At 74.4% G+C, this 17,664-nt stretch carries 18 protein-coding genes; 6 read left to right on the top strand and 12 right to left on the bottom strand.

Translation table 11 applies throughout. From position 1 onward, the window contains the following. Positions 1-94 precede the first annotated feature (94 nt). Positions 95-1,381, top strand: coding sequence for an aspartate--tRNA(Asn) ligase (gene aspS / locus NYO98_RS12795; RefSeq protein WP_268112117.1), 1,287 nt, complete (start codon positions 95-97; stop codon positions 1,379-1,381). Between the two features lie 63 nt (positions 1,382-1,444). Here aspS and NYO98_RS12790 read toward each other — a convergent pair whose 3' ends face one another. From NYO98_RS12790 to NYO98_RS12775, 4 genes are read right to left on the bottom strand one after another with little or no spacing between them, the layout of a single operon-like run. Continuing rightward, entirely contained in the window at positions 1,445-3,196 is a 1,752-nt protein-coding gene (locus NYO98_RS12790) for a VanW family protein (protein WP_268112116.1), read from the bottom strand. Between the two features lie 9 nt (positions 3,197-3,205). Further along, positions 3,206-3,592: a hypothetical protein gene (locus tag NYO98_RS12785; protein ID WP_268112115.1), complete on the bottom strand. Its 387-nt coding sequence runs from the start codon at positions 3,590-3,592 to the stop codon at positions 3,206-3,208. Beyond that, positions 3,589-4,491 carry an N-acetyl-1-D-myo-inositol-2-amino-2-deoxy-alpha-D-glucopyranoside deacetylase gene (gene mshB, locus NYO98_RS12780; protein ID WP_268112114.1) on the bottom strand — a complete coding sequence of 301 codons (903 nt, stop codon included), beginning with the start codon at positions 4,489-4,491 and terminating at the stop codon, positions 3,589-3,591. Before mshB ends, NYO98_RS12785 begins: the two co-directional genes overlap by 4 nt. A gap of 6 nt (positions 4,492-4,497) precedes the next feature. After that, positions 4,498-4,797: a hypothetical protein gene (locus NYO98_RS12775; protein ID WP_268112113.1), complete on the bottom strand. Its 300-nt coding sequence runs from the start codon at positions 4,795-4,797 to the stop codon at positions 4,498-4,500. A gap of 41 nt (positions 4,798-4,838) precedes the next feature. On the opposite strand from NYO98_RS12775, the gene NYO98_RS12770 reads away from it, so the two are divergent. Beyond that, a complete protein-coding gene (locus tag NYO98_RS12770; RefSeq protein WP_268112112.1) occupies positions 4,839-5,945 on the top strand; it encodes a hypothetical protein in 1,107 nt (368 codons plus the stop codon). Between the two features lie 22 nt (positions 5,946-5,967). Here NYO98_RS12770 and NYO98_RS12765 read toward each other — a convergent pair whose 3' ends face one another. From NYO98_RS12765 to NYO98_RS12755, 3 genes are read right to left on the bottom strand one after another with little or no spacing between them, the layout of a single operon-like run. Continuing rightward, on the bottom strand, positions 5,968-6,774 hold the full coding sequence (locus NYO98_RS12765; protein WP_268112111.1) for a thioesterase family protein: 807 nt from the start codon (positions 6,772-6,774) through the stop codon (positions 5,968-5,970). Between the two features lie 25 nt (positions 6,775-6,799). Next, on the bottom strand, positions 6,800-7,849 hold the full coding sequence (locus NYO98_RS12760) for a family 43 glycosylhydrolase (protein ID WP_268112110.1): 1,050 nt from the start codon (positions 7,847-7,849) through the stop codon (positions 6,800-6,802). Between the two features lie 27 nt (positions 7,850-7,876). Continuing rightward, positions 7,877-9,184 (bottom strand): cytochrome P450, encoded by a 1,308-nt coding sequence (locus tag NYO98_RS12755; protein WP_268112109.1) that lies wholly within the window; start codon positions 9,182-9,184, stop codon positions 7,877-7,879. Positions 9,185-9,217: 33 nt separating this feature from the next. Here NYO98_RS12755 and NYO98_RS12750 point away from each other — a divergent pair, with 33 nt between their 5' ends. Beyond that, positions 9,218-9,574: a DUF3054 domain-containing protein gene (locus NYO98_RS12750; protein WP_268112108.1), complete on the top strand. Its 357-nt coding sequence runs from the start codon at positions 9,218-9,220 to the stop codon at positions 9,572-9,574. Further along, positions 9,561-10,778, top strand: coding sequence for an MFS transporter (locus NYO98_RS12745; protein WP_268112107.1), 1,218 nt, complete (start codon positions 9,561-9,563; stop codon positions 10,776-10,778). Before NYO98_RS12750 ends, NYO98_RS12745 begins: the two co-directional genes overlap by 14 nt. Before the next feature lie 18 nt (positions 10,779-10,796). On the opposite strand, the gene NYO98_RS12740 is transcribed toward NYO98_RS12745, so the two are convergent. From NYO98_RS12740 to NYO98_RS12730, 3 genes are read right to left on the bottom strand one after another with little or no spacing between them, the layout of a single operon-like run. Beyond that, positions 10,797-11,552 carry an FAD:protein FMN transferase gene (locus tag NYO98_RS12740; protein ID WP_268112106.1) on the bottom strand — a complete coding sequence of 252 codons (756 nt, stop codon included), beginning with the start codon at positions 11,550-11,552 and terminating at the stop codon, positions 10,797-10,799. A 5-nt stretch (positions 11,553-11,557) separates the two neighbouring features. After that, a complete protein-coding gene (locus NYO98_RS12735; RefSeq protein WP_268112105.1) occupies positions 11,558-12,043 on the bottom strand; it encodes an FMN-binding protein in 486 nt (161 codons plus the stop codon). 16 nt (positions 12,044-12,059) lie between these two features. Next, entirely contained in the window at positions 12,060-13,475 is a 1,416-nt protein-coding gene (locus tag NYO98_RS12730; RefSeq protein WP_268112104.1) for a ferredoxin reductase family protein, read from the bottom strand. A 121-nt stretch (positions 13,476-13,596) separates the two neighbouring features. Between NYO98_RS12730 and NYO98_RS12725 the strand changes: the two genes are divergently transcribed. Together NYO98_RS12725 and NYO98_RS12720 are read left to right on the top strand one after the other, a co-directional pair. After that, positions 13,597-14,514: a carbohydrate kinase family protein gene (locus tag NYO98_RS12725; protein WP_268112103.1), complete on the top strand. Its 918-nt coding sequence runs from the start codon at positions 13,597-13,599 to the stop codon at positions 14,512-14,514. Then, the gene (locus NYO98_RS12720) at positions 14,515-15,420 is read left to right on the top strand and encodes a pseudouridine-5'-phosphate glycosidase (RefSeq protein WP_268112102.1); all 906 of its coding nucleotides are present in this window, start codon (positions 14,515-14,517) and stop codon (positions 15,418-15,420) included. It abuts the gene before it with no gap. Between the two features lie 10 nt (positions 15,421-15,430). On the opposite strand, the gene NYO98_RS12715 is transcribed toward NYO98_RS12720, so the two are convergent. Both NYO98_RS12715 and NYO98_RS12710 read right to left on the bottom strand, forming a co-directional pair. Beyond that, positions 15,431-16,210, bottom strand: a complete 780-nt coding sequence (locus tag NYO98_RS12715) for a PIG-L deacetylase family protein (RefSeq protein ID WP_268112101.1) — start codon at positions 16,208-16,210, stop codon at positions 15,431-15,433. Continuing rightward, positions 16,207-17,661 (bottom strand): FAD-binding oxidoreductase, encoded by a 1,455-nt coding sequence (locus NYO98_RS12710; RefSeq protein WP_268112100.1) that lies wholly within the window; start codon positions 17,659-17,661, stop codon positions 16,207-16,209. The genes NYO98_RS12715 and NYO98_RS12710 overlap by 4 nt, the downstream gene beginning before the upstream one ends. Between the last annotated feature and the right edge of the window lie 3 nt (positions 17,662-17,664).

Genomic DNA, 17,664 nt, shown 5'->3' with positions numbered 1-17,664 from the left:
CCCCGCCCACACCTCCACGGGCCCCTTGACGACTGGGGCCTCTCGAGCTCGCTCGAGAACACCCAGCGCCCGAGGAACCTGACTAGGAGGATCCATGAGAACGCTCTGCCACGACCTGCCCGCGTCCACGCCCGGTGAGGAGGTCGTCCTCGAGGGGTGGGTGCAGCGCCGCCGCCAGCTCGCGCGCGTCACCTTCCTGGTCGTGCGCGACCGCAGCGGCCTGGCGCAGGTCGTCCTGCCCGCCGGCGCCGCCGTACCGCCGGAGGAGACCGTGGTGCGGGTCACCGGCACCGCCGCGGCCAACGCCCAGGCGCCCGGTGGCGTCGAGGTCACCGACGCGCTCGTCGAGCTCCTCACCGAGCCGGCCGCCACACCGCCGGCCGAGCTGTGGCGACCGGGCCTCGACGTCTCGTTGCCGACGCTCCTCGACCACGCCCCCGTGCTGTGGCGCCACCCGGCCCAGCGTGCCCGGTGGGAGCTCGCGGCCGCCTCGCTCCGCGGCTTCCGCGCGAGCCTCGACGCCCTCGGCTTCACCGAGGTGACCACCCCGAAGATCGTCGGTACGGCGACGGAGTCGGGGGCCAACGTGTTCCCCGTCGACTGGTTCGGGCGGGAGGCCTACCTCGCGCAGAGCCCGCAGTTCTACAAGCAGCAGCTCGTCGGGGTCTTCGAGCGCGTCTACGAGGTCGGCCCGGTGTTCCGCGCAGAGCCGCACGACACCGTGCGCCACCTGGCGGAGTACCGCTCGCTCGACGTCGAGCTCGGCTTCATCGGCGACCACCGCGACGTGCTCGCCGTGCTGCGCGACGTGCTGAGCGGCATGGTCGACGCGGTCAGGGCGGAGGAGGCCGCGGTGTCCCGCACCGGCGCGCTGCCGCCGGTCGTTCCCGACGAGGTCCCGGTGATCCGGTTCGCCGACGCGCTGGCGCTCGTCGGGGCGCCGGCGGACGAGCCGGACCTCGCGCCCGAGCACGAGCGTGCGCTCGGGGCGTGGGCGCTCGCCGAGCACGGCAGCGACTTCCTGGCGGTCGAGGGCTACCCGATGGCGAAGCGGCCGTTCTACACCCACCCGTGGACCGGGAACCGGTCCGCGGCGCCGTCGACCACCGCCTCCAACAGCTTCGACCTGCTCTTCCGCGGCCTCGAGCTGGTCACGGGCGGCCAGCGGCTGCACCGCGCGTCGGACTACGAGCGGGCGATCCGCGCGCGCGGCGAGGACCCGGCGACGTACGACGCCTACCTGCAGGCGTTCCGGCACGGGATGCCGCCGCACGGCGGGTTCGCCATCGGGCTCGAGCGGTGGGTCGCCCGGCTCGTCGGGGCGGCCAACGTCCGCGAGGTCACGCTCTTCCCGCGCGACCTGAACCGGCTGACGCCGTAGACCCGGTGTCGAGTGCGCGGCCCCGTGGCGACCACTACCGCGAGCGCACTCGACCAGGGGCTGCTACTCGTCGACGGCGTCGGGGTTGGTGCAGATCACCGTGTCGCTGGGGATGTAGGTCGTGCTGAAGACCTCGTCGTCACGCGTCTGGGTGTTCTCGCCGACCGGCCGGAAGTAGCGCACCACGTCGATGTCGAAGCCGCCGAAGCCCTCGTTGGCGTGGCACGTCAGCGAGTCGATGCGTCGGGTCTCGTGCGGGGTGAGGTTGTGGCGCTCGCCCGTGGTGGTCGTGATGTCCCAGTACTTCGTGGAGTACATGGTCACGGTGACCGCGCCCGAGGACGACGGGGTGGAGTCGGTGAACGAGGTGTCGATCAGCACGCCGTAGGGGGTGTCGTTGCGGAAGCGCAGGTCGACGGCACCCCAGGCGACGGTCGCCTCGCGGCCCACCGGGTAGCGGTCGATGTAGAACGAGTGCGGCTTGTGCTCGACGTCCTCGAGCCCGGCGAAGAACATCGCGTTGAACAGCGTCGTGGCCATCTGCGAGACGCCCCCGCCGAGGTCCTGCACGAGGATGCCGTCGTTGATGACGTAGCCCTTGGTGAAGCCGTTGGCCTCGGTGCGCTCGCCGACGGTGTCGTTGAGGGAGAAGGTCTCGCCGGGCTTGAGCAGGGTGCCGTCGATGATCTCCGCGGCGCGACCGATGTTGACGTTGCGGTACTCGGCGTAGGGGAAGTACGTCGTGAAGGTCGAGACCCGCTCACGCACCCGCAGCGCGCGGGCCTCCTTGGTGGTGAAGTCGGGCTCGGCGACCGTGGCACTGAGGGCGAGGGTCCGCTCGCCCTGCGGCTTGGCGACCGCAGCGAGGAAGCCGGCCTCGAGCTCGGCGGGGTCGAACGTCACGCCCGGCCTGGCCGGGACGACCTGCGGCCGGCCGCCGACCAGCGCGACGGTGGCGTCGACCGGTGCGCCCTGGCTGATCCTGGAGCCCACGACCTCGTTCAGCTTCGCCGGGTCGAGCGTCGGCACCAGCTCGCCGTCGGTCGGGACCAGGGAGAGGGCCGCCGTGTAGTCGGCCGGGAACACCTTGACGTCCGCGCCCTCGAAGGTGAGCGTCACGGGCGCGGCGACCGCGGGCGACGCGAAGCCGTCGAGGGCCTCCTGCACGTCGGAGGCGTCGATGGCGGGCTGCACCTCGGTCGTCTCGAGGGCGACGACCGACGGGTCCTCGTCGAGGAACGCGCCCCGGAGGGCCGTCAGCGTGTCGCTGGGGTCCAGCGCCCGGCCGGTGCGGGCGTCGGTGGTCTCGATCTGCGCTCCGGCGAAGGCGATCGCCCCGTCGCGCGCCGTGGCGCCGTGCCGCTCGTCGAGCCCGGTGAGGTAGGCGTTGTAGGCGGTCTCGTCGACCTCGACCTCGGCCTCGAGGTCCTCGCCGCCGGTGAAGTAGTCCCAGAGCCGGGCCGGGTCCCAGCTCTCCTCGCCGCCGGCCTCGGCCACGGACGACTCGTAGTCGACCGAGAGGCCCGCCTGGGCGGGGTCGACGGCCACCTGCTCGCCGTCGACGGTCGTCGCGATGTCGCGCGCGACGCGGTCGGCGAGACCGGCGCGGAGCCGCTCGGCGGCCTCGTCCTGGGGGTGCCCGCCGATGCGGACACCGGCGACGGTCGTGTTGCGGGGGACCTTGTCGCCGGCGACGTAGTGCGCGGCGACGTAGGTCCCGCCGAACAGCACCGCGAGACCGAGGAGCAGCCACAGCACGACCTTCGCGCCCGCCTTCTCGCGGGGCTGCGCGGCACTGGTCTGGTTCTTCGGCACGCGGCGAGTCTAGGAGGGCAGGCCCCGAACTCCGGGATCGTCGGCGCGTCCCGGCACGGTCCCACCGGACGTACGACGACCCGCTCGGGCGGTCGCCAGGCCGGTCACCAGGGCGGCCACCAGGAGCACCGCGGAGCCAGCCAGGAACGACCACCCGGCGGCGTCCGCGCCGATCAGGAACCCGCCGCCGGGACGCTCCAGCGCACCGCGCAGCACCGGCACGCACCAGCCCACGGCGAACGCCAGCCGCGGGCCGCCGGGCGGCAGCCAGGCGAGCGCCGCCAGCGCGGCGGCGAGGGCCAGCGCGAGGCCCCACCAGCGTTGGTGGACGAGCGTTCCTGCGGCGCCCGACACCAGCCCGACGGCGAGGGCGGCCAGCCCGAGCGCAGCCCTCACAGCCCCGCGAACAGGTCCTCCTCGAACCCGTCGGCGCCCGGTGCGCCGGGGGTCCCCTTCGCCAGGCGGTAGTACTCGTCGGACCACCACGAGTGGCCGCTCTCGGCGCCGGAGAAGAAGTGGCCGTCCTGCTCGACCTGGGTCGCGTGCTTGGCGAGCGCGTCCATCTTGCGCTGGACCGTCGCCGCGCCGTCGACCCGCGCGCTGATCAGCTCGTCCGGGGTGACGAAGGGCGGCAGCTTGCCGTCCGGGTCCATGCCCTTGAAGGTCTCGGTGTCGCCGGACTCCCGGAGCTCGCGCAGGCTCTCCCGCATCCGCGACTCGCTCATCGCCGTCCAGTAGATCTTGGCGACGTCGTGGGGCTCACCGAGCTCGAGCCGGTAGGACGGCACGGCCGCGAGCTGGGCGGCGTACATCGCCACCCGGTGGGCCTGGATGTGGTCGGGGTGGCCGTAGCCGCCGAACTGGTCGTAGGTGACGAGCACCTGCGGTCGCACCTCGCGGATCACCGTGACCAGCTCGTCGGCCGCCTCGGTGAGGTCGGCGTTCCAGAAGGCGTTGTCGGGGATCTCCTCGGCGGGGATCGCGTGGCCCTCCTCGTGCCAGGCCATGCCGGAGTCGTGGAAGCGGCCGAAGCCGCCGAGGAAGCGGTGGTCGGTGACGCCGAGGACGGCCATCGCCTCGTCCAGCTCGCCGCGGCGATGCTCCCCGAGCCCGCCCTTCTCCTCGTAGGCGAGGTGGGAGAGCTCCGGCACGAGCACCTCGCCCATCTCGCCGGCGGTGCAGGTCACGAGGGTGACGCCGACGCCCCGGTCGACGTAGCGCGCCATGGTGGCGCCGTTGTTGATGCACTCGTCGTCGGGGTGGGCGTGGACGAGCAGCATGCGGTGGTCGGTCATGGGTCCTCAGCCTAGGTCGGGTCGCTTGATGCGCCGCGGCGCGGTCGGGAGGTGCAACGGCGCGGGCGGGTCATCGTGTTCCCGCTCCCGTCCGGCGTCCTCCTCCTCGTCGAGCCAGCCGTCGTGCGCGTCCACGAGGACCTCGAGCATGAACGCGGGGGCGTCGCTCAGCACCGCCCACGGGTGGTCCTCGTCGTCGTCCTCCCCGGCCAGCCGCTCGCGCTCGACGTCGGCCTCGAAGCCGTCGGCGCGCAGCCGGGCCACGACGGCCCGTGCGTCGTCCTCGTCGAAGAAGATCGCCCTCACGGGGGTCATTCTCCACGGCTGCCGCTGGCTACTGTCGAGGCATGACCACCGCCTCGGAGCCACCGAACGTCCTCGGCGTCCAGCTGCGGCGCACCGACGAGAACGTCCGCGAGATCGCGGCCCTCGCCGCGGTGCTCGGTGAGCCCACGGGGCTCGACGGGCTGCTCGACGACCTCAAGTACGACGTGCGGCGCGCGCGCGTCGTGCCCCGGCTGCTCGGGCGGGCGGTGCGCGAGGCGTACCGCTGGGACGACTACGACGAGCGCGACGAGCAGTGGTATCCCCAGGGCATCTCGACCAGCGCCGACTCCTCCGACACCGAGGACGTCGACGGGCGCCGGGTGGTGGTGACCACGTGGTACTCCACCGGCCGGGACGGGGTGAAGCGCGGGTCGCGGGTCACGTTCGTCGACCTCGACTCCGGGAAGTACCGCCACGTGCTGCTGGTCTCCCCCGTGTTCGACGAGGCGGGCCACCTCACGCTGCGGCCGATGGGCATCCACGCCGGGGGCATCGTCTGGGCCGGCCCCTACCTCCACATCGCGGCCACGAGCAGGGGCTTCGTCACCGCGCGGGTCGACGACATCATGCGGGTGGCCGGGGACGACGACCACCCGGACCGGTTCGGCATCGAGGGCACGTCGCTCTACTCCTACGGGCACCGCTACGTCCTGCCGGTGCGCTTCACCTACCAGGCCTTCGCCGACGAGGGCCACGAGAAGCTGCGCTACTCCTTCATGTCGCTCGACCGCCGCTCGGACCCTCCGGCCCTGCTCGCGGGCGAGTACGCCCTCGACCCCGACGCGACGACCCGGCTCGCCCGCTACGAGCTCGACCCCGCGACGTGGCAGCTCGCCACCGGCGACGACGGCTTCTCCCGGCCGCTCGCGATCGACGAGGGCGGCGTGCGGCAGATGCAAGGGGCCGTCCTGGCCGGGGGTCGCTACCACGTCACGGTGTCCCACGGACCGTGGATGCCGGGCAGCGTCTTCGCCGGACGTCCCGGCTCGATGCGCGAGCGGCGCTGGGCGCTCCCGATGGGACCGGAGGACCTGACCTACTGGCCCTCGACCGACCGGATCTGGTCCCTCACCGAGCACCCCCGTCGCCGCTGGATCCTGTCGATGGACCGGCGCTGGTTCGACTGAGCCCGGTGGATCCGGCCTGAGGTCAGGCGCGCGGCTGCATCGCGAGCTGGCGGCTCTGCGCGACGAGGCGACCGGTGGAGTCCCAGACCTCGCAGTCCTCCTCGAACATCCCGCCGGCGACGTTGCGGGTGCGGTGCGAGACCTTCAGCCACCCCGGGGCGGGGACGGCCCGGACGTGCACCGTGAGCTCGAGCGTCGGCGCCCAGCCGGGACGGCCGAGGTCGAAGGTGACCGGCGGGAGGGCGTCGCAGACCATCAGCAGGCCGACCGGGTCGACGTCGTGGCCGTCGGCCATCCGGAACCACGCCTGGATGTGGCCGTTGCCGCTCGGGGCACCCATCGCCCAGCCGACGCAGGCCGGGTCGAAGCGCAGGTCGAGGCGTTCGAGCAGCGGTGCCGACCGGAGCACGTCCTCGGGAGCCAGGGACGCCGGGACGCACTCCTCGACCGGCGGGAGCGTGGGCTGCACGGCGGTCGTGCCCACGTCGGACGGCATCGCCCGCAGGTCGCCGTACGTCGCCAGGGCGGTGATGCGGGTGGCGCCCTCCTGGCCGAGCTCGGCCGACACGGTGGCGACCGAGCCGCCCTCCCGGAGCACCCGCGTGGACACCTGCGCCGGCCCGGGTCGCGAGGCGGAGAGGTAGTAGGCGCTGACCGCGAGCGGGTGGGGCTTCGCCGGCACGGTCTCGGCGACCGCCCGGCCGATGACACCGAGGAGGTAGCCGCCGTTGACGCCACCGCCGACCACCCAGCCGGGGTCGAGCTCGGCGCCGAACAGGCCGTCACCGGCGTCGGTCAGGGAGGTGTGGGTGTCCCACTCGGAGGCCATCCTCCGAGCCTAGGTCCGGCCCCGGTCAGCGGGCGCGGAGCCAGCGGGTGACCTGGGGCACACCGTCGAGCCACCCCAGCTCGGCGGCGTACAGCGCCCGCCGACCGCGCTGGCCGGGCTTGTGGTCCCACTTGCCGGTGCCCGTGCACGGCAGCACGGTCTCGCGGCAGGTCCAGCCGTGCAGGAACGCGGTGAGCTCGCCGTCCTCGCGCTCGACCAGGTCGGCGCCACCGGGGCCGCAGAGGCCGGTGGTCGTGGTGTCGAGGAAGACCCCGCCGACGGCCGCCGTCCAGTCGAGCAGGCTCGCCGAGCGCCGCCAGGTCGTCCGGTAGCCGCAGCGCGTCCAGTCGCCCTCCGAGGCCAGCAGCACGTAGCCCTCCGGGCGCAGCGTGAGCACGGGGTTCTCCAGGACGCCCTCGGAGCGGAGCAGCTCCACGCTGGTCGCGCCGGTCTGCACCGACTGGCCGTCGCCGGTCAGGGCGACGGCGCGGACGGTGGAGGGGATCCGGTCGGTCTTGTAGAGCAGGTACGCCGACCCGTCGGCGTCGCGGAAGAAGGACGGGTCGATGACCCCGGCGCGCGGGAGCGTGGGGTCGCGCGGCAGCAGCGGGTCCTGCGCGGTCGGCGTCGCGGCGTAGGACGGGCACACGAGCGGGGCGCTGCCGACCGGCCGGAACGGCCCGCGCGCGGCGCGCGAGCGGGCGACGCCGATGCAGCGTCCGTGCTCGCCCATCCCCTTCACCGGGGTGGCGTAGTAGAGCAGCCAGCGGCCGCCGACCCGCGCCACGTCCACCGCCCACACGCCGCCCTCGCGCGACCAGGACGGTTTGTGCGTCAGCAGGCTCGGCCCGCGGCGCCACGGCCCGTCGGCCTCGCGCGACCACGCGTGCGGCACGAGGTCGCCCGTGGCGTAGGCGACCAGGCCGCCGGGCGCGGCCACGACGGCGGGGTCGGGGAAGTCGACGTTGAGCACCGGGCGTGGCACCCACTCCCGCGCCGACGCCGGAGCGGCGAGCGACAGCACGGTCGCGGCGAGCAGCAGCACGAGCAGGCGCGCTGCTCCTCGGTTCGGCACCGGGGGAACCTATCCCGCAGCCCCGGCTCAGGGGCGGAGCGTGGCCGGGAGCGTCTCGAAGCCGCGCAGGATCCGGGTCTCGCGACGACGGGCGCCGGGCTCGAGCCGCAGGTCGGGGAACCGGTCCCAGATCGCGCGGAGGCCGACCTCGCCCTCCATCCGGGCCAGCTGGGCGCCCAGGCAGTGGTGCCGGCCGGCGGAGAAGGAGATGTGCTCGCGCGCGTTGGCCCGGGCGACGTCGAAGCGCAGCGGGTCGGGGAAGACCTCCGGGTCGCGGTTGGCGCCGCCGAGGATCGCGGTGACCATCGACCCGCCGCGCACCGGCTCGCCGCCGACCTCGGCGTCGCGGACCGCCATCCGGCCGGTGAGCAGCACCGGCGGGTCGAGGCGCAGCGCCTCCTCGACCACGTTGGGCCACAGGGTCGGGTCCGCGGTGACGCGGGCCCGCTCGTCGGGGTGGTCGTGGAGCAGCGCGATCCCGTTGCCGAGGAGGTTGACCGTGGTCTCGAAGCCCGCGGCGAGGACCAGCCCGGCCGTGGCCTTGAGCTCGGTCTCGTCGAGCCCGCGACCCTCCTCCCGGACGGTGACGAGCTGGCTGAGGAGGTCGTCACCGGGCTCCCGGCGGAGGGTCTCGAGGTGCCGGCCGAGCCAGGTGTCGAACTGCGCGAGCGCGCGTGCGACGGACCGGTAGCGGCGGAAGCCGAGCCCGAGGTCGAGGCTGGGGGCGGCCGCCGAGCCGAACGCGAGGACCTCTGCCCGGTCCCGCTCGGGCACCCCGAGGATCTCCGCGATGACGGTGACGGGCAGCACCGAGCAGTAGGTCTCGACGAGGTCGACGGGCCCCGCCGCCTGCTCCTCGAGGGAGTCGAGGAGGTCGGAGGCGATCTCCTCGGTCCGCTCCCGCAGCCGCTCCACCGCCCGCATGGTGAAGACCCGCGTGACGAGCTTGCGGTAGCGGGTGTGGTCGGGCGGCTCGGTCACCAGCAGCGACGGCGGCTCGACGGGGTGCAGGGTCGTGGGCGCGGCCCAGCGCGAGACCCGGCCCACCGCGCCCTGCGCGGTCGGCAGCCCGGTGCGGAAGTCGTCGCTGGTGAGCACGTGGCGCACGGCGGCGTGACTGGTGGTGACGTAGCCGATGCCCGAGCGGTAGAGCGGGCCCTGCGACCGGATCTCCTCGATCAGGTCGAAGACCCCGTCGGTGCCGGTCGCCCCGAGCCGGATGAGGCGGGCCTGGAGGTCGCCCCGGGTGGCCGCGCGCCGCAGGTACAGCGTCGGCAGGCCGTGGGCCACGCCCCAGTGGACCGCCGACCTGAGCTCCGTCGTGGGCGCCGTCATGGCCCGAGGGTAGTGCTGCCTAGGCTGACCGGCATGTGGCTCGCGGTCGACCTCCTGCTCGTCGCCGTCTTCGCGGCGATCGGGCGGCTCAGCCACTACGGCTCGCTCACCCCGGCCGGCTGGTGGACGACCGCGTGGCCGTTCCTCGCGGGAACGCTGCTCGGCTGGGCGGCGCTGGCCGTGTCGAGGCGACCTCCCGCCGCGGTCACGTCGGGCCTCGTCGTGTGGCTGGGCGCCCTCGTCGGCGGGATGGTGCTGCGCCAGGCCAGCGGACAGGGCACCGCGGCCTCCTTCGTCGTGGTGGCGACGCTGGTCCTGGGTGCGTTCCTGGTGCTGCCCAGGGTCGGCGCCAGGGTCGGCGCCAAGGTCGGTGCCCGTGCCCCGCGCTGACGCCCGCACCCGCGGCGCCGCACGCTCCACCGGCCTCGCGTTCGGTGTCCTCCTCACCGCCGTGGCCGCCGTCTCCGTCAACCTGAGGCCCGGCGCGTCGTCGGTCGGTCCGGTGCTCGAGGAGCTGCGGACCGGGCTGGGCATGAGTGCGGCGGTGGCCGGTGCGATGACCGGCCTGCCCGGGCTGGTCTTCGGCCTCGTCGGGGCCGTGTCGGTCGCCTTCGCCCGCAAGGTCGGGATGACCGCCGGCATCACCATCGGTCTCGCCGCGGCAGCGCTCGGCCTCCTCCTGCGCGTCACGACGGGTGACGTCCCGCTCTTCCTGCTCCTCACCGTGGTCGGCCTGGCCGGGATGGCGGTCGGCAACGTCCTCGTGCCCGCGTGGATCAAGGCACACGGGCACACCGTCGCCCTGATGACCGTCTACGGCACCGGCCTCGTCGTGGGTGCCACCCTCAGCTCGATGCTGACCGCGCCGGTCAGCGAGGCAGCCGGGTCGTGGCGGGCCGGCCTCGGCATGTGGGGTGTCCTGGCGGTGGTCGCGCTCCCCCTCTGGGGATGGCTGACCCTCCACGAGCGGCGCTCCCCCACCGAGCACCAGGTCAGCGGGGACGCCGCTCCCAGCGGCCGCATCGTCCACTCGCCCACCGCGGTGGCGCTGACGGTGCTCTTCGGCGTGCAGTCGATGCACGCCTACGTCCAGTTCGGCTGGCTCCCGCAGGTCTACCGCGACGCGGGGATCTCCGCGTCGCACGCGGGCGCGCTCCAGGCGCTGCTCTCGAGCGTGGGCATCGTCGGCGCCCTGGTCCTGCCGACGGTCATCGCCCGCGGCCGCGGCCTGCGAGCGATGGCGGTGTCGTTCGGGGTGATGCTCGCGCTCGGCTACACCGGCCTGCTGGTCGCGCCGGCCACCGCCCCGTGGGCCTGGGCGCTGATGCTCGGCTACTCCGGGCTCGCGTTCCCGACCGCGATCGCGCTCATCGCCGCCCGCACCCGCCACCCGTCGGTGACCGCCCAGCTCTCCGGTTTCGTGCAGCCCGTCGGCTACGCGCTCGCCGCGGTGGGACCGTTCCTCGTCGGCCTGGCCCACGAGGCGACCGGCGACTGGACGCTCGTCCTCGTCCTGCTCGCCCTCACGTCGGTGCCGTTGACCGTCGCGGGCGTGCGCGTGGCGCGACCGACGTACGTCGACGACGAGATCTAGCAACCAGCGCCCGGGCCCTCAGCCCACCGTCTCGGCACGCCCGTCCGCCCACACCACCACGCCGGTGCGCAGGCGGGAGCGCAGCCAGGCGGGGCCGTCCGGGCCGAGGGCCAGCGCGGTGGTCGCGTCGATGTCGACGCTCGTGAGCGAGGCGCCGACGACCGTCACCGAGGCGAGCGCGGTCGCCGCGCCGCCGGTCCGCGCGTCGACGACGTGGCCACCGCGGTGCGCCGACCCGGAGGTCGCGACGGCGCCGCGCCGCAGCGGGATGCGCGCGACCAGCCGCGTCGGGTCGAGCGGGTCCTCGACGCCGACCGTCCAGGGCTCCCCGTCGGGGTCCGCGACGTGGCAGACCATGTCGCCGCCGGCCGACAGGCAGACGTCGGTGCCGGACAGCCCCAGCAGCGGCACGACCGCCCGGTCGACGGCCCATCCCTTGACGACCCCGCTGGGGTCGAGGCGTCGTACGCCGTCCGGGTCCCTCCGCCACACGTCGAACGCCCCGCCGGACGACACGCGGGCGTCGTCGCCCAGGCGCATCACCTCGGCGACCGCCGGGTCGCACTCCTCCAACGTCAGCTCGCCCCGACCCAGCCGCGAGACCTGGCTGTCGGCCCGCCAGGTGCTGAACACCGCGTCCACCCACCGCAGCTCCGCCAGCGCCGCCTGCCAGGCCTCCTCGGCGGCGTCGTCGTGCAGGTGGGTGCCCCGCAGCGCCAGGCTGATCGGCATGCCCATCACGTGCTCGACCCGGCGGGCGATCCCCGCCTCCACGGCGGTCACATCCCGGCCTGGTCGAGTGCGCTCTGCAACGACTGCAGGTAGCCCTGGCTGGTGTAGGTCGCGCCGCTGACCATCGAGATGTCACTGCCCTGCGCGTCGAGCGTCTCGTTGACCAGCTGCGGGAGGGCGAACTGGTTGATCTCCACGCTCCGGCCGTCCCGGTCGGGGTACTGCGGCACCGCGACGTCCGTGATCGTCGAGCCGTTGACGGCGACCTGGACCTGGACGGGTCCGTAGGGCGTCTGGGCGGTGTCGCCGGTGACCTGGGACCCGCCGGTCGAGGCCTGTCCGGAGCCCGAGCCTGTGCCGGAGCCGGAGCCGGAGCCCGAGCCGCTGCCGGAGCCGGTGCCCGACCCGGAGGCGGCCTGCGCCTGGAGCGAGCCGGTGATCGCGGGCCCCGTCGCGGTCATCACCGACGAGGTGGAGGTGTGGTAGCCGATGAGGGCGACCAGGGCGGAGAGGGTGCTCAGACCCCACAACACGATGCGTCTCACGATGTCACCAGCCGAAGCTCTCGAGGTGGATGTGCTGCTCGGGCACGCCGGCCGCGCGAAGGTCGCGGACGACGAGGTCGGTCCACGGGCCCGGACCGCAGACGTAGACGTCGCGCTCGGCCACGTCGGGGACCCAGGCGGTGAGGGCGGCGAGGTCGCTTGGGGCCTCGACCCGGTCGCCCAGCCACGAGTCGGGGGCCCGCCGGGGACCGGGGATGCCCCAGGCGACGAGGCCGCGGTCCCGGGTCAGCGCGATGAGCTCGTCGGCGAAGATCGGCTCGTCGGACCAGCGGTGGAGGAGCACTGCGTCGCCGGGGGCGTACGCCAGTCCCTCCGCCAGGGCGCGCAACGGCGTGATGCCCACGCCGGCGCCGATCAGCAGGACCTTTCCGTTGCGGCGCGCGCGGGGGCTGAGCCGCCCGTAGGGGCCCTCCACCCAGACCCGCGAGCCGACGTCGAGGCCGGGGGTGGAGCCGCTGCCGTCGCCGACGTCCTGCACGGTGATCCGCAGGGACCGGCCGTCGGGGGCGGCCGACAGGGAGTACGGGTTGGCGCGCGTGCGTCCCGGGCGGCCCAGGAAGCGCCAGGTGAGGAACTGCCCGGCCTCGACCGGCAGGCGGTGGAGGTGACGTCCCGTGACGTGCACCGACACGGTGCCGGCGGCCTCGGGCACCACGGCGGCGACCCGCAGGTCGTGGCGCAGGTTGCGCCAGACCGGCAGGCCGACACGCCACACCAGCACGCTCCCGGCGCTCACCGCCCACGCGCTCCACCAGAAGGCCTGGCGGCCGGGCGAGGAGGTGAAGTCGGCGCCGGTCCAGAGCTGGTGCGGGATCGCGAGGCCGACACCGAGGTAGGCGTAGAGGTGCAGGAGGTGCCACGACTCGTAGCGCAGGCGGCGGCGGGCCGCGCGGATGCTGGTCACGACCACCATCACCAGGCACAGGGTGCCCGCGGCGGCCAGCAGCATCCCGGGGTAGTTCACGACCAGGTCCCACAGGGTGGCCGGTGCGGCGGTGACCGAGCCGGCGGCGTACCCCCAGGTGATGAGGACGACGTGCGCCACCATGAGGTCGAACGACGTGAGGCCGACCAGCCGGTGGATGCGCACGAGGCGGTCCTGGCCGAAGGCCTGCTCGAGCACCGGGACGCGCGCCATCAGCACGACCTGCGCGAGCAGCAGGACGGAGGCGACGAGACCGGTGATCCGGCCGAGCGACTCCAGGCCGGTCGCCCACCCGCCCAGGTCGGCGACGCCGCCACCGGTCAGCCACCACCACACGACGAGGAGCAGCGAGAGCCACAGCGTGCTCCCCGCCGCGAGTCGGACGGCGTCGTCGCGCCGGGCCCGGGCACCGATCGCCGGGCCGGGAGCCGGCGGCGCCAACGGGATCGTCGACGGGCTGCTCGTGTGGGTCATGGGACGACCGTGCCCGGCGCCACTGAGGCGTGCATGGGTGCCACCTGTGCAGATCCTGTGAGTCGCCACCGGCCGGCCCGCGCCCGCCAGCCCGCGGCCGGACGTCTGTCAGGATCTGCGCGTGAGGCAGTGGGTGGTGGTCGTCGGCGGGACCAACATGGACGTGGTCGCCCGCACCGCGGCTCCGCTCGTCCCGGCGACCAGCAACCCCGGCCGCACCCGGATCTCCCCCGGCGGCGTCGGCCGCAACGTCGCTGCGTGCCTGGGCCTGCTCGGTGCCCCGGTGCGGCTGGTGTCCGTCGTCGGTGACGACGCCTTCGGCGACGAGGCGCTGCGGGTGACCGCCGCCTGCGGTGCCGACGTGGGCGCCGTACGCCGCGCGCCCGGGGCGACCGGGACGTACACCGCCGTGCTCGACGACGGTGGCGAGCTCGTGGCGGCCGTGTCCGACATGGCGATCGTCGACGAGCTGCGGCTCGAGACGGTCCACCTCACCGACGCGGCGCTGGTCGTGCTCGACGGCAACCTCGCCCACGAGCAGGCCGAGCGGGTCGTCGCCGCGGCGGCGGAGTCCGGCGTCCCGCTCGCCTTCGAGCCGGTCTCGGTAGCCAAGGCCGGGCGGTTGGCCGACCTGGTGCACGACCTGCTCCTCGTCACGCCCAACGCGGACGAGCTCGCGGCCCTCACCGGCCGCGCCCCCGCCGACTGGCGCGCCGCCGTGGCCGACCTGCACGAGCGCGGCGTCGAGCACGTCTGGCTGCGGCACGGGGCGGACGGGTCGTGGATGTGCAGCCGTGGCGAGGAGCCCGTCCACCTGCCCGCTGTCCCGGCGACCGTCGTGGACGTGACTGGCGCCGGTGACGCGATGCTCGCCGCCTGGGTCGCGGCCTGGCTGGCGGGCGCGGACCCCGTCGAGGCCGCGCGCCTCGGCCACCGCGCCGCTGCCGCGACCGTCGAGAGCCACCACACCGTCCGGCCCGACCTGGCCGACGCCATCACGCAGCTCACCGAGCGGCACCCGCCCGAGAGGGGATCCTGAATGCTGACCGTCACCGACGAGGTCCGCGACGCGCTCGCGTCCGGCCGGCCGGTCGTCGCGCTGGAGAGCACGATCATCAGCCACGGCATGCCCTACCCGCAGAACGTCGAGATGGCGCGCACCGTCGAGGGCATCGTCCGCGACGGGGGCGCCGTGCCGGCGACGATCGCGGTGCTCCACGGGCGGCCGACGATCGGCCTGTCCACCGACGACCTGGAGCTGCTGGCCTCCGACGAGTCGGTCATCAAGGTCTCGCTGCGCGACCTGCCCTACGTCGTGTCGCGCGGCCTGCACGGCGCGACGACCGTCGCGTCGACGATGCGGCTCGCGGCCCTCGCCGGCATCAGCGTCTTCGTGACCGGTGGGCTCGGCGGCGTGCACCGCGGCGGCGAGACGTCGTACGACGTGTCGGCCGACCTCACCGAGCTCGCCACCACGTCCGTCGCCGTGGTCTGCGCCGGCGTGAAGAGCATCCTCGACATCGGGCTGACGCTGGAGAAGCTCGAGACGCTGGGGGTGCCGGTGCTCGGCTACGGCACCGACGAGTTCCCGTCGTTCTTCTCGCGCTCGTCGGGCTTCGGGGCCCCGATGCGCGTCGACTCCCCCGCCGAGGTCGCGGCCCTGATGCGGGCCAAGTGGGACCTCGGGCTCGCCGGCGGCGTCGTCGTCGCCAACCCGATCCCGGCCGAGTCGGAGATCCCGGCCGACGAGATCGGCGCGATCATCGACCGCGCCCTCGCCGACATGGACTCGCTCGGCATCACGGGCAAGGACGCAACGCCCTACCTGCTGGGCCGCATCGTCGAGATCAGCGACGGCGCCTCGCTCGCCGCCAACATCGCGCTCGTCGAGCACAACGCGCGCCTCGGTGCCGCGATCGCGCAAGCGCACGCGCGAAGCGCGTAACGCGCCTCCGTCAGGCCAGCAGCTGGGTCTCCGGCGACCCGCCGGTCCACGGTGGCACCACGCGCCGCGCACGGGCGGTGTCGAGGAAGGCGTCCGCCAGACCCTCGGGCAGGTCGGCGTACGGCGACGACTGCGAGGCGTGTGCCGCCATCGCCCGGTCGAGGACCGAGCGGTGCACCCGCACGTCCACGAGGGTGGTCATCTCCTCGTCGGGTGTCCCGAGCTCGATCGCGTCGACGTCGAGGTAGGGCGAGCCGGGGGCGACGACCTGCTGGTGATCGGCCCACCGCCGCATCAGCGAACGCGACAGGCAGGAGACGTAGACCCGCGGCACGTCGGCGACCTCTGCTGCGCGCAGCACGGCGTCGCGCACCCGGACGTGGTCGCGGTGGCCGTCGCTCCCGTCGAGGGTGACCAGCACGTCGGGCGAGAAGGCCCGAACCGCGTCGACGATGCCGCTGACCAGGTCGTCCTCGGTGGCGCCGCACACCGTCCCCGGCGCCGGCTCACCCGCCATGCCCGAGTCGGCGAAGCCGAGGAGGTCCACCCGCTCGACGCCGAGCACCCGCGCTGCCGCGCGCAGCTCGGCCTCCCGGGTGGCGCCCAGGTCGTCGTAGGGGACCGTCGACTCGCCCGCCTCGCCCCGGGACGCGCACACCACCGCGGTGCGCGCGCCACGGTCGGCGGCGTGGAGGAGCAGCGATCCGCAGCCGAACGTCTCGTCGTCCGGATGGGCGACGACGACCTGCAACCGCGATCGCTGCGCCGGGTGACGAGTGGTGGGACTCACGGCCCCATTGTCCCGCTGACGGGGCGGTTGCTGCGCAGGGTCGCCAGCGGGTCCGACTCGGCCTTGGCCCGGACCAGCCGCTCGCGGTCGGCGTCCGACCACCACGTCGAGTGGGCCCGGGTGCCACCGAAGTTCAGGAGCGTCCGCCCACTGGCGGCGTCGGCCACGGCCGCACCGGTGCGCTCGAAGCAGGCCTCGATCGCCGGCGCCAGCTCCGGCACGGCGGGGATGCCGAGCAGGAACAGGTTGTAGGGCTCGTGCACCGGCCCGTGCGCACCGCCGCCGTCCGGCGTACGGGTGAAGGCGCCGCCGAGGTGGCGCACCTGCACCACCGGCAGCGGGGATCCGCTGCCCTCCCCGACCGAGCGCACGATGGCCTCCATGGTGTCCTCGTCGAGCCGCGCCAGCAGTTGGGACCACTCCATCCCGGGGGTGGGCTCGGTCGGCTCGGCGGCGATCCCGCTGAGCTCGGCGAGCGGGACGTCCCCGGTGAGGTCCATCGCCAGGCCGGGCACCTCGCGGTACGGCTCCACCAGCCGCTCACCTTCCTCGGCATCCCCGAGGAGCGCGACGGCGACGCCGGCGAACGACCGGCCGCGGAACGGTTCGGGCACCTGGGGCACGGGCGGGAACTGGTAGGCGTGCAGCCAGGTGCTGAGGGTCTCCGGGGCCTCGGCGGTCGCCCGGGCGAACACTCCCAGCAGCTCCGGGAGACGCTCGAGGGGCCACAGCAGCCGGCCTCCCCAGACCTGCGGCGCCGGGTGCAGGGCAACCTCCATGCGCGTGACCACGCCGAAGTCCCCTCCGCCTCCGCGCACGGCCCAGAACAGGTCGGCGTCCGGCCCGTGGCTCGCGGCGCTCAGCGTGCGGTGGCGGCCGAGGCCGTCCACGAGCTCCACCGAGACGATGCTGTCGGACCCGAGCCCGTAGGCGCGGCCGAACCAGCTGATGCCACCGGTGAGCGTCATCCCGACGACCGTCGGGTCGTCGTTCGAGCCGGCGAGGAAGGTCAGGCCGGTCCCGTCGAGCGCGGCCAGCAGTGCTCCGGCCTTGACGCCCGCGCCGACGGTGGCGGTGCGACGCTGCTCGTCCACGACGATCTCCTGCAGAGCACCGGTGCGCAGCAGCAGCACGTCACCGCCCAGTCCGTGCACCGCGCCGTGACCCGTGGGCTGGGCAGCGACCTGGAAGCCGAGGTCCACCGCCCAGCGGACCGCGGCTCGGACGTCACCCGCGTCGCGGACGTCCACGACGGCGAGCGGCTGCTGGTCGACCACGACGTTCCACGGCATCCGGGCGGCGTCCCAGTCGGGGTCGTCGGGGGTGTGGACCGTGCCAGCGACCCGGCGGCGCAGGTCCGCGAGGGCCTGTCTGCGGTCGGGGCGGTCGGGCGTGGCCGGAGGTGCGACCGGCGTCTCGGCCAGGTCGACGGTGGTGGTGTCGGTGTTCATCTC

The organism is Nocardioides pini, assembly GCF_026712185.1.
GTDB classification, from domain to species: Bacteria; Actinomycetota; Actinomycetes; order Propionibacteriales; family Nocardioidaceae; genus Nocardioides; species Nocardioides pini.
Note: the sequence above shows the minus strand (reverse complement) of the source record. Positions and strands in the feature narration are given on the sequence as shown.

Bases quoted from the DNA above. Each gene is read 5' to 3' on its own strand.
- NYO98_RS12750 (WP_268112108.1), top strand. From the start codon at position 9,218: ATGTGGCTCGCGGTCGACCTCCTGCTCGTCGCCGTCTTCGCGGCGATC.
- NYO98_RS12710 (WP_268112100.1), bottom strand. From the start codon at position 17,661: ATGAACACCGACACCACCACCGTCGACCTGGCCGAGACGCCGGTCGCA.
- NYO98_RS12720 (WP_268112102.1), top strand. From the start codon at position 14,515: ATGCTGACCGTCACCGACGAGGTCCGCGACGCGCTCGCGTCCGGCCGG.
- aspS (WP_268112117.1), top strand. From the start codon at position 95: ATGAGAACGCTCTGCCACGACCTGCCCGCGTCCACGCCCGGTGAGGAG.
- mshB (WP_268112114.1), bottom strand. From the start codon at position 4,491: ATGACCGACCACCGCATGCTGCTCGTCCACGCCCACCCCGACGACGAG.
- NYO98_RS12770 (WP_268112112.1), top strand. From the start codon at position 4,839: ATGACCACCGCCTCGGAGCCACCGAACGTCCTCGGCGTCCAGCTGCGG.
- NYO98_RS12730 (WP_268112104.1), bottom strand. From the start codon at position 13,475: ATGACCCACACGAGCAGCCCGTCGACGATCCCGTTGGCGCCGCCGGCT.
- NYO98_RS12765 (WP_268112111.1), bottom strand. From the start codon at position 6,774: ATGGCCTCCGAGTGGGACACCCACACCTCCCTGACCGACGCCGGTGAC.
- NYO98_RS12755 (WP_268112109.1), bottom strand. From the start codon at position 9,184: ATGACGGCGCCCACGACGGAGCTCAGGTCGGCGGTCCACTGGGGCGTG.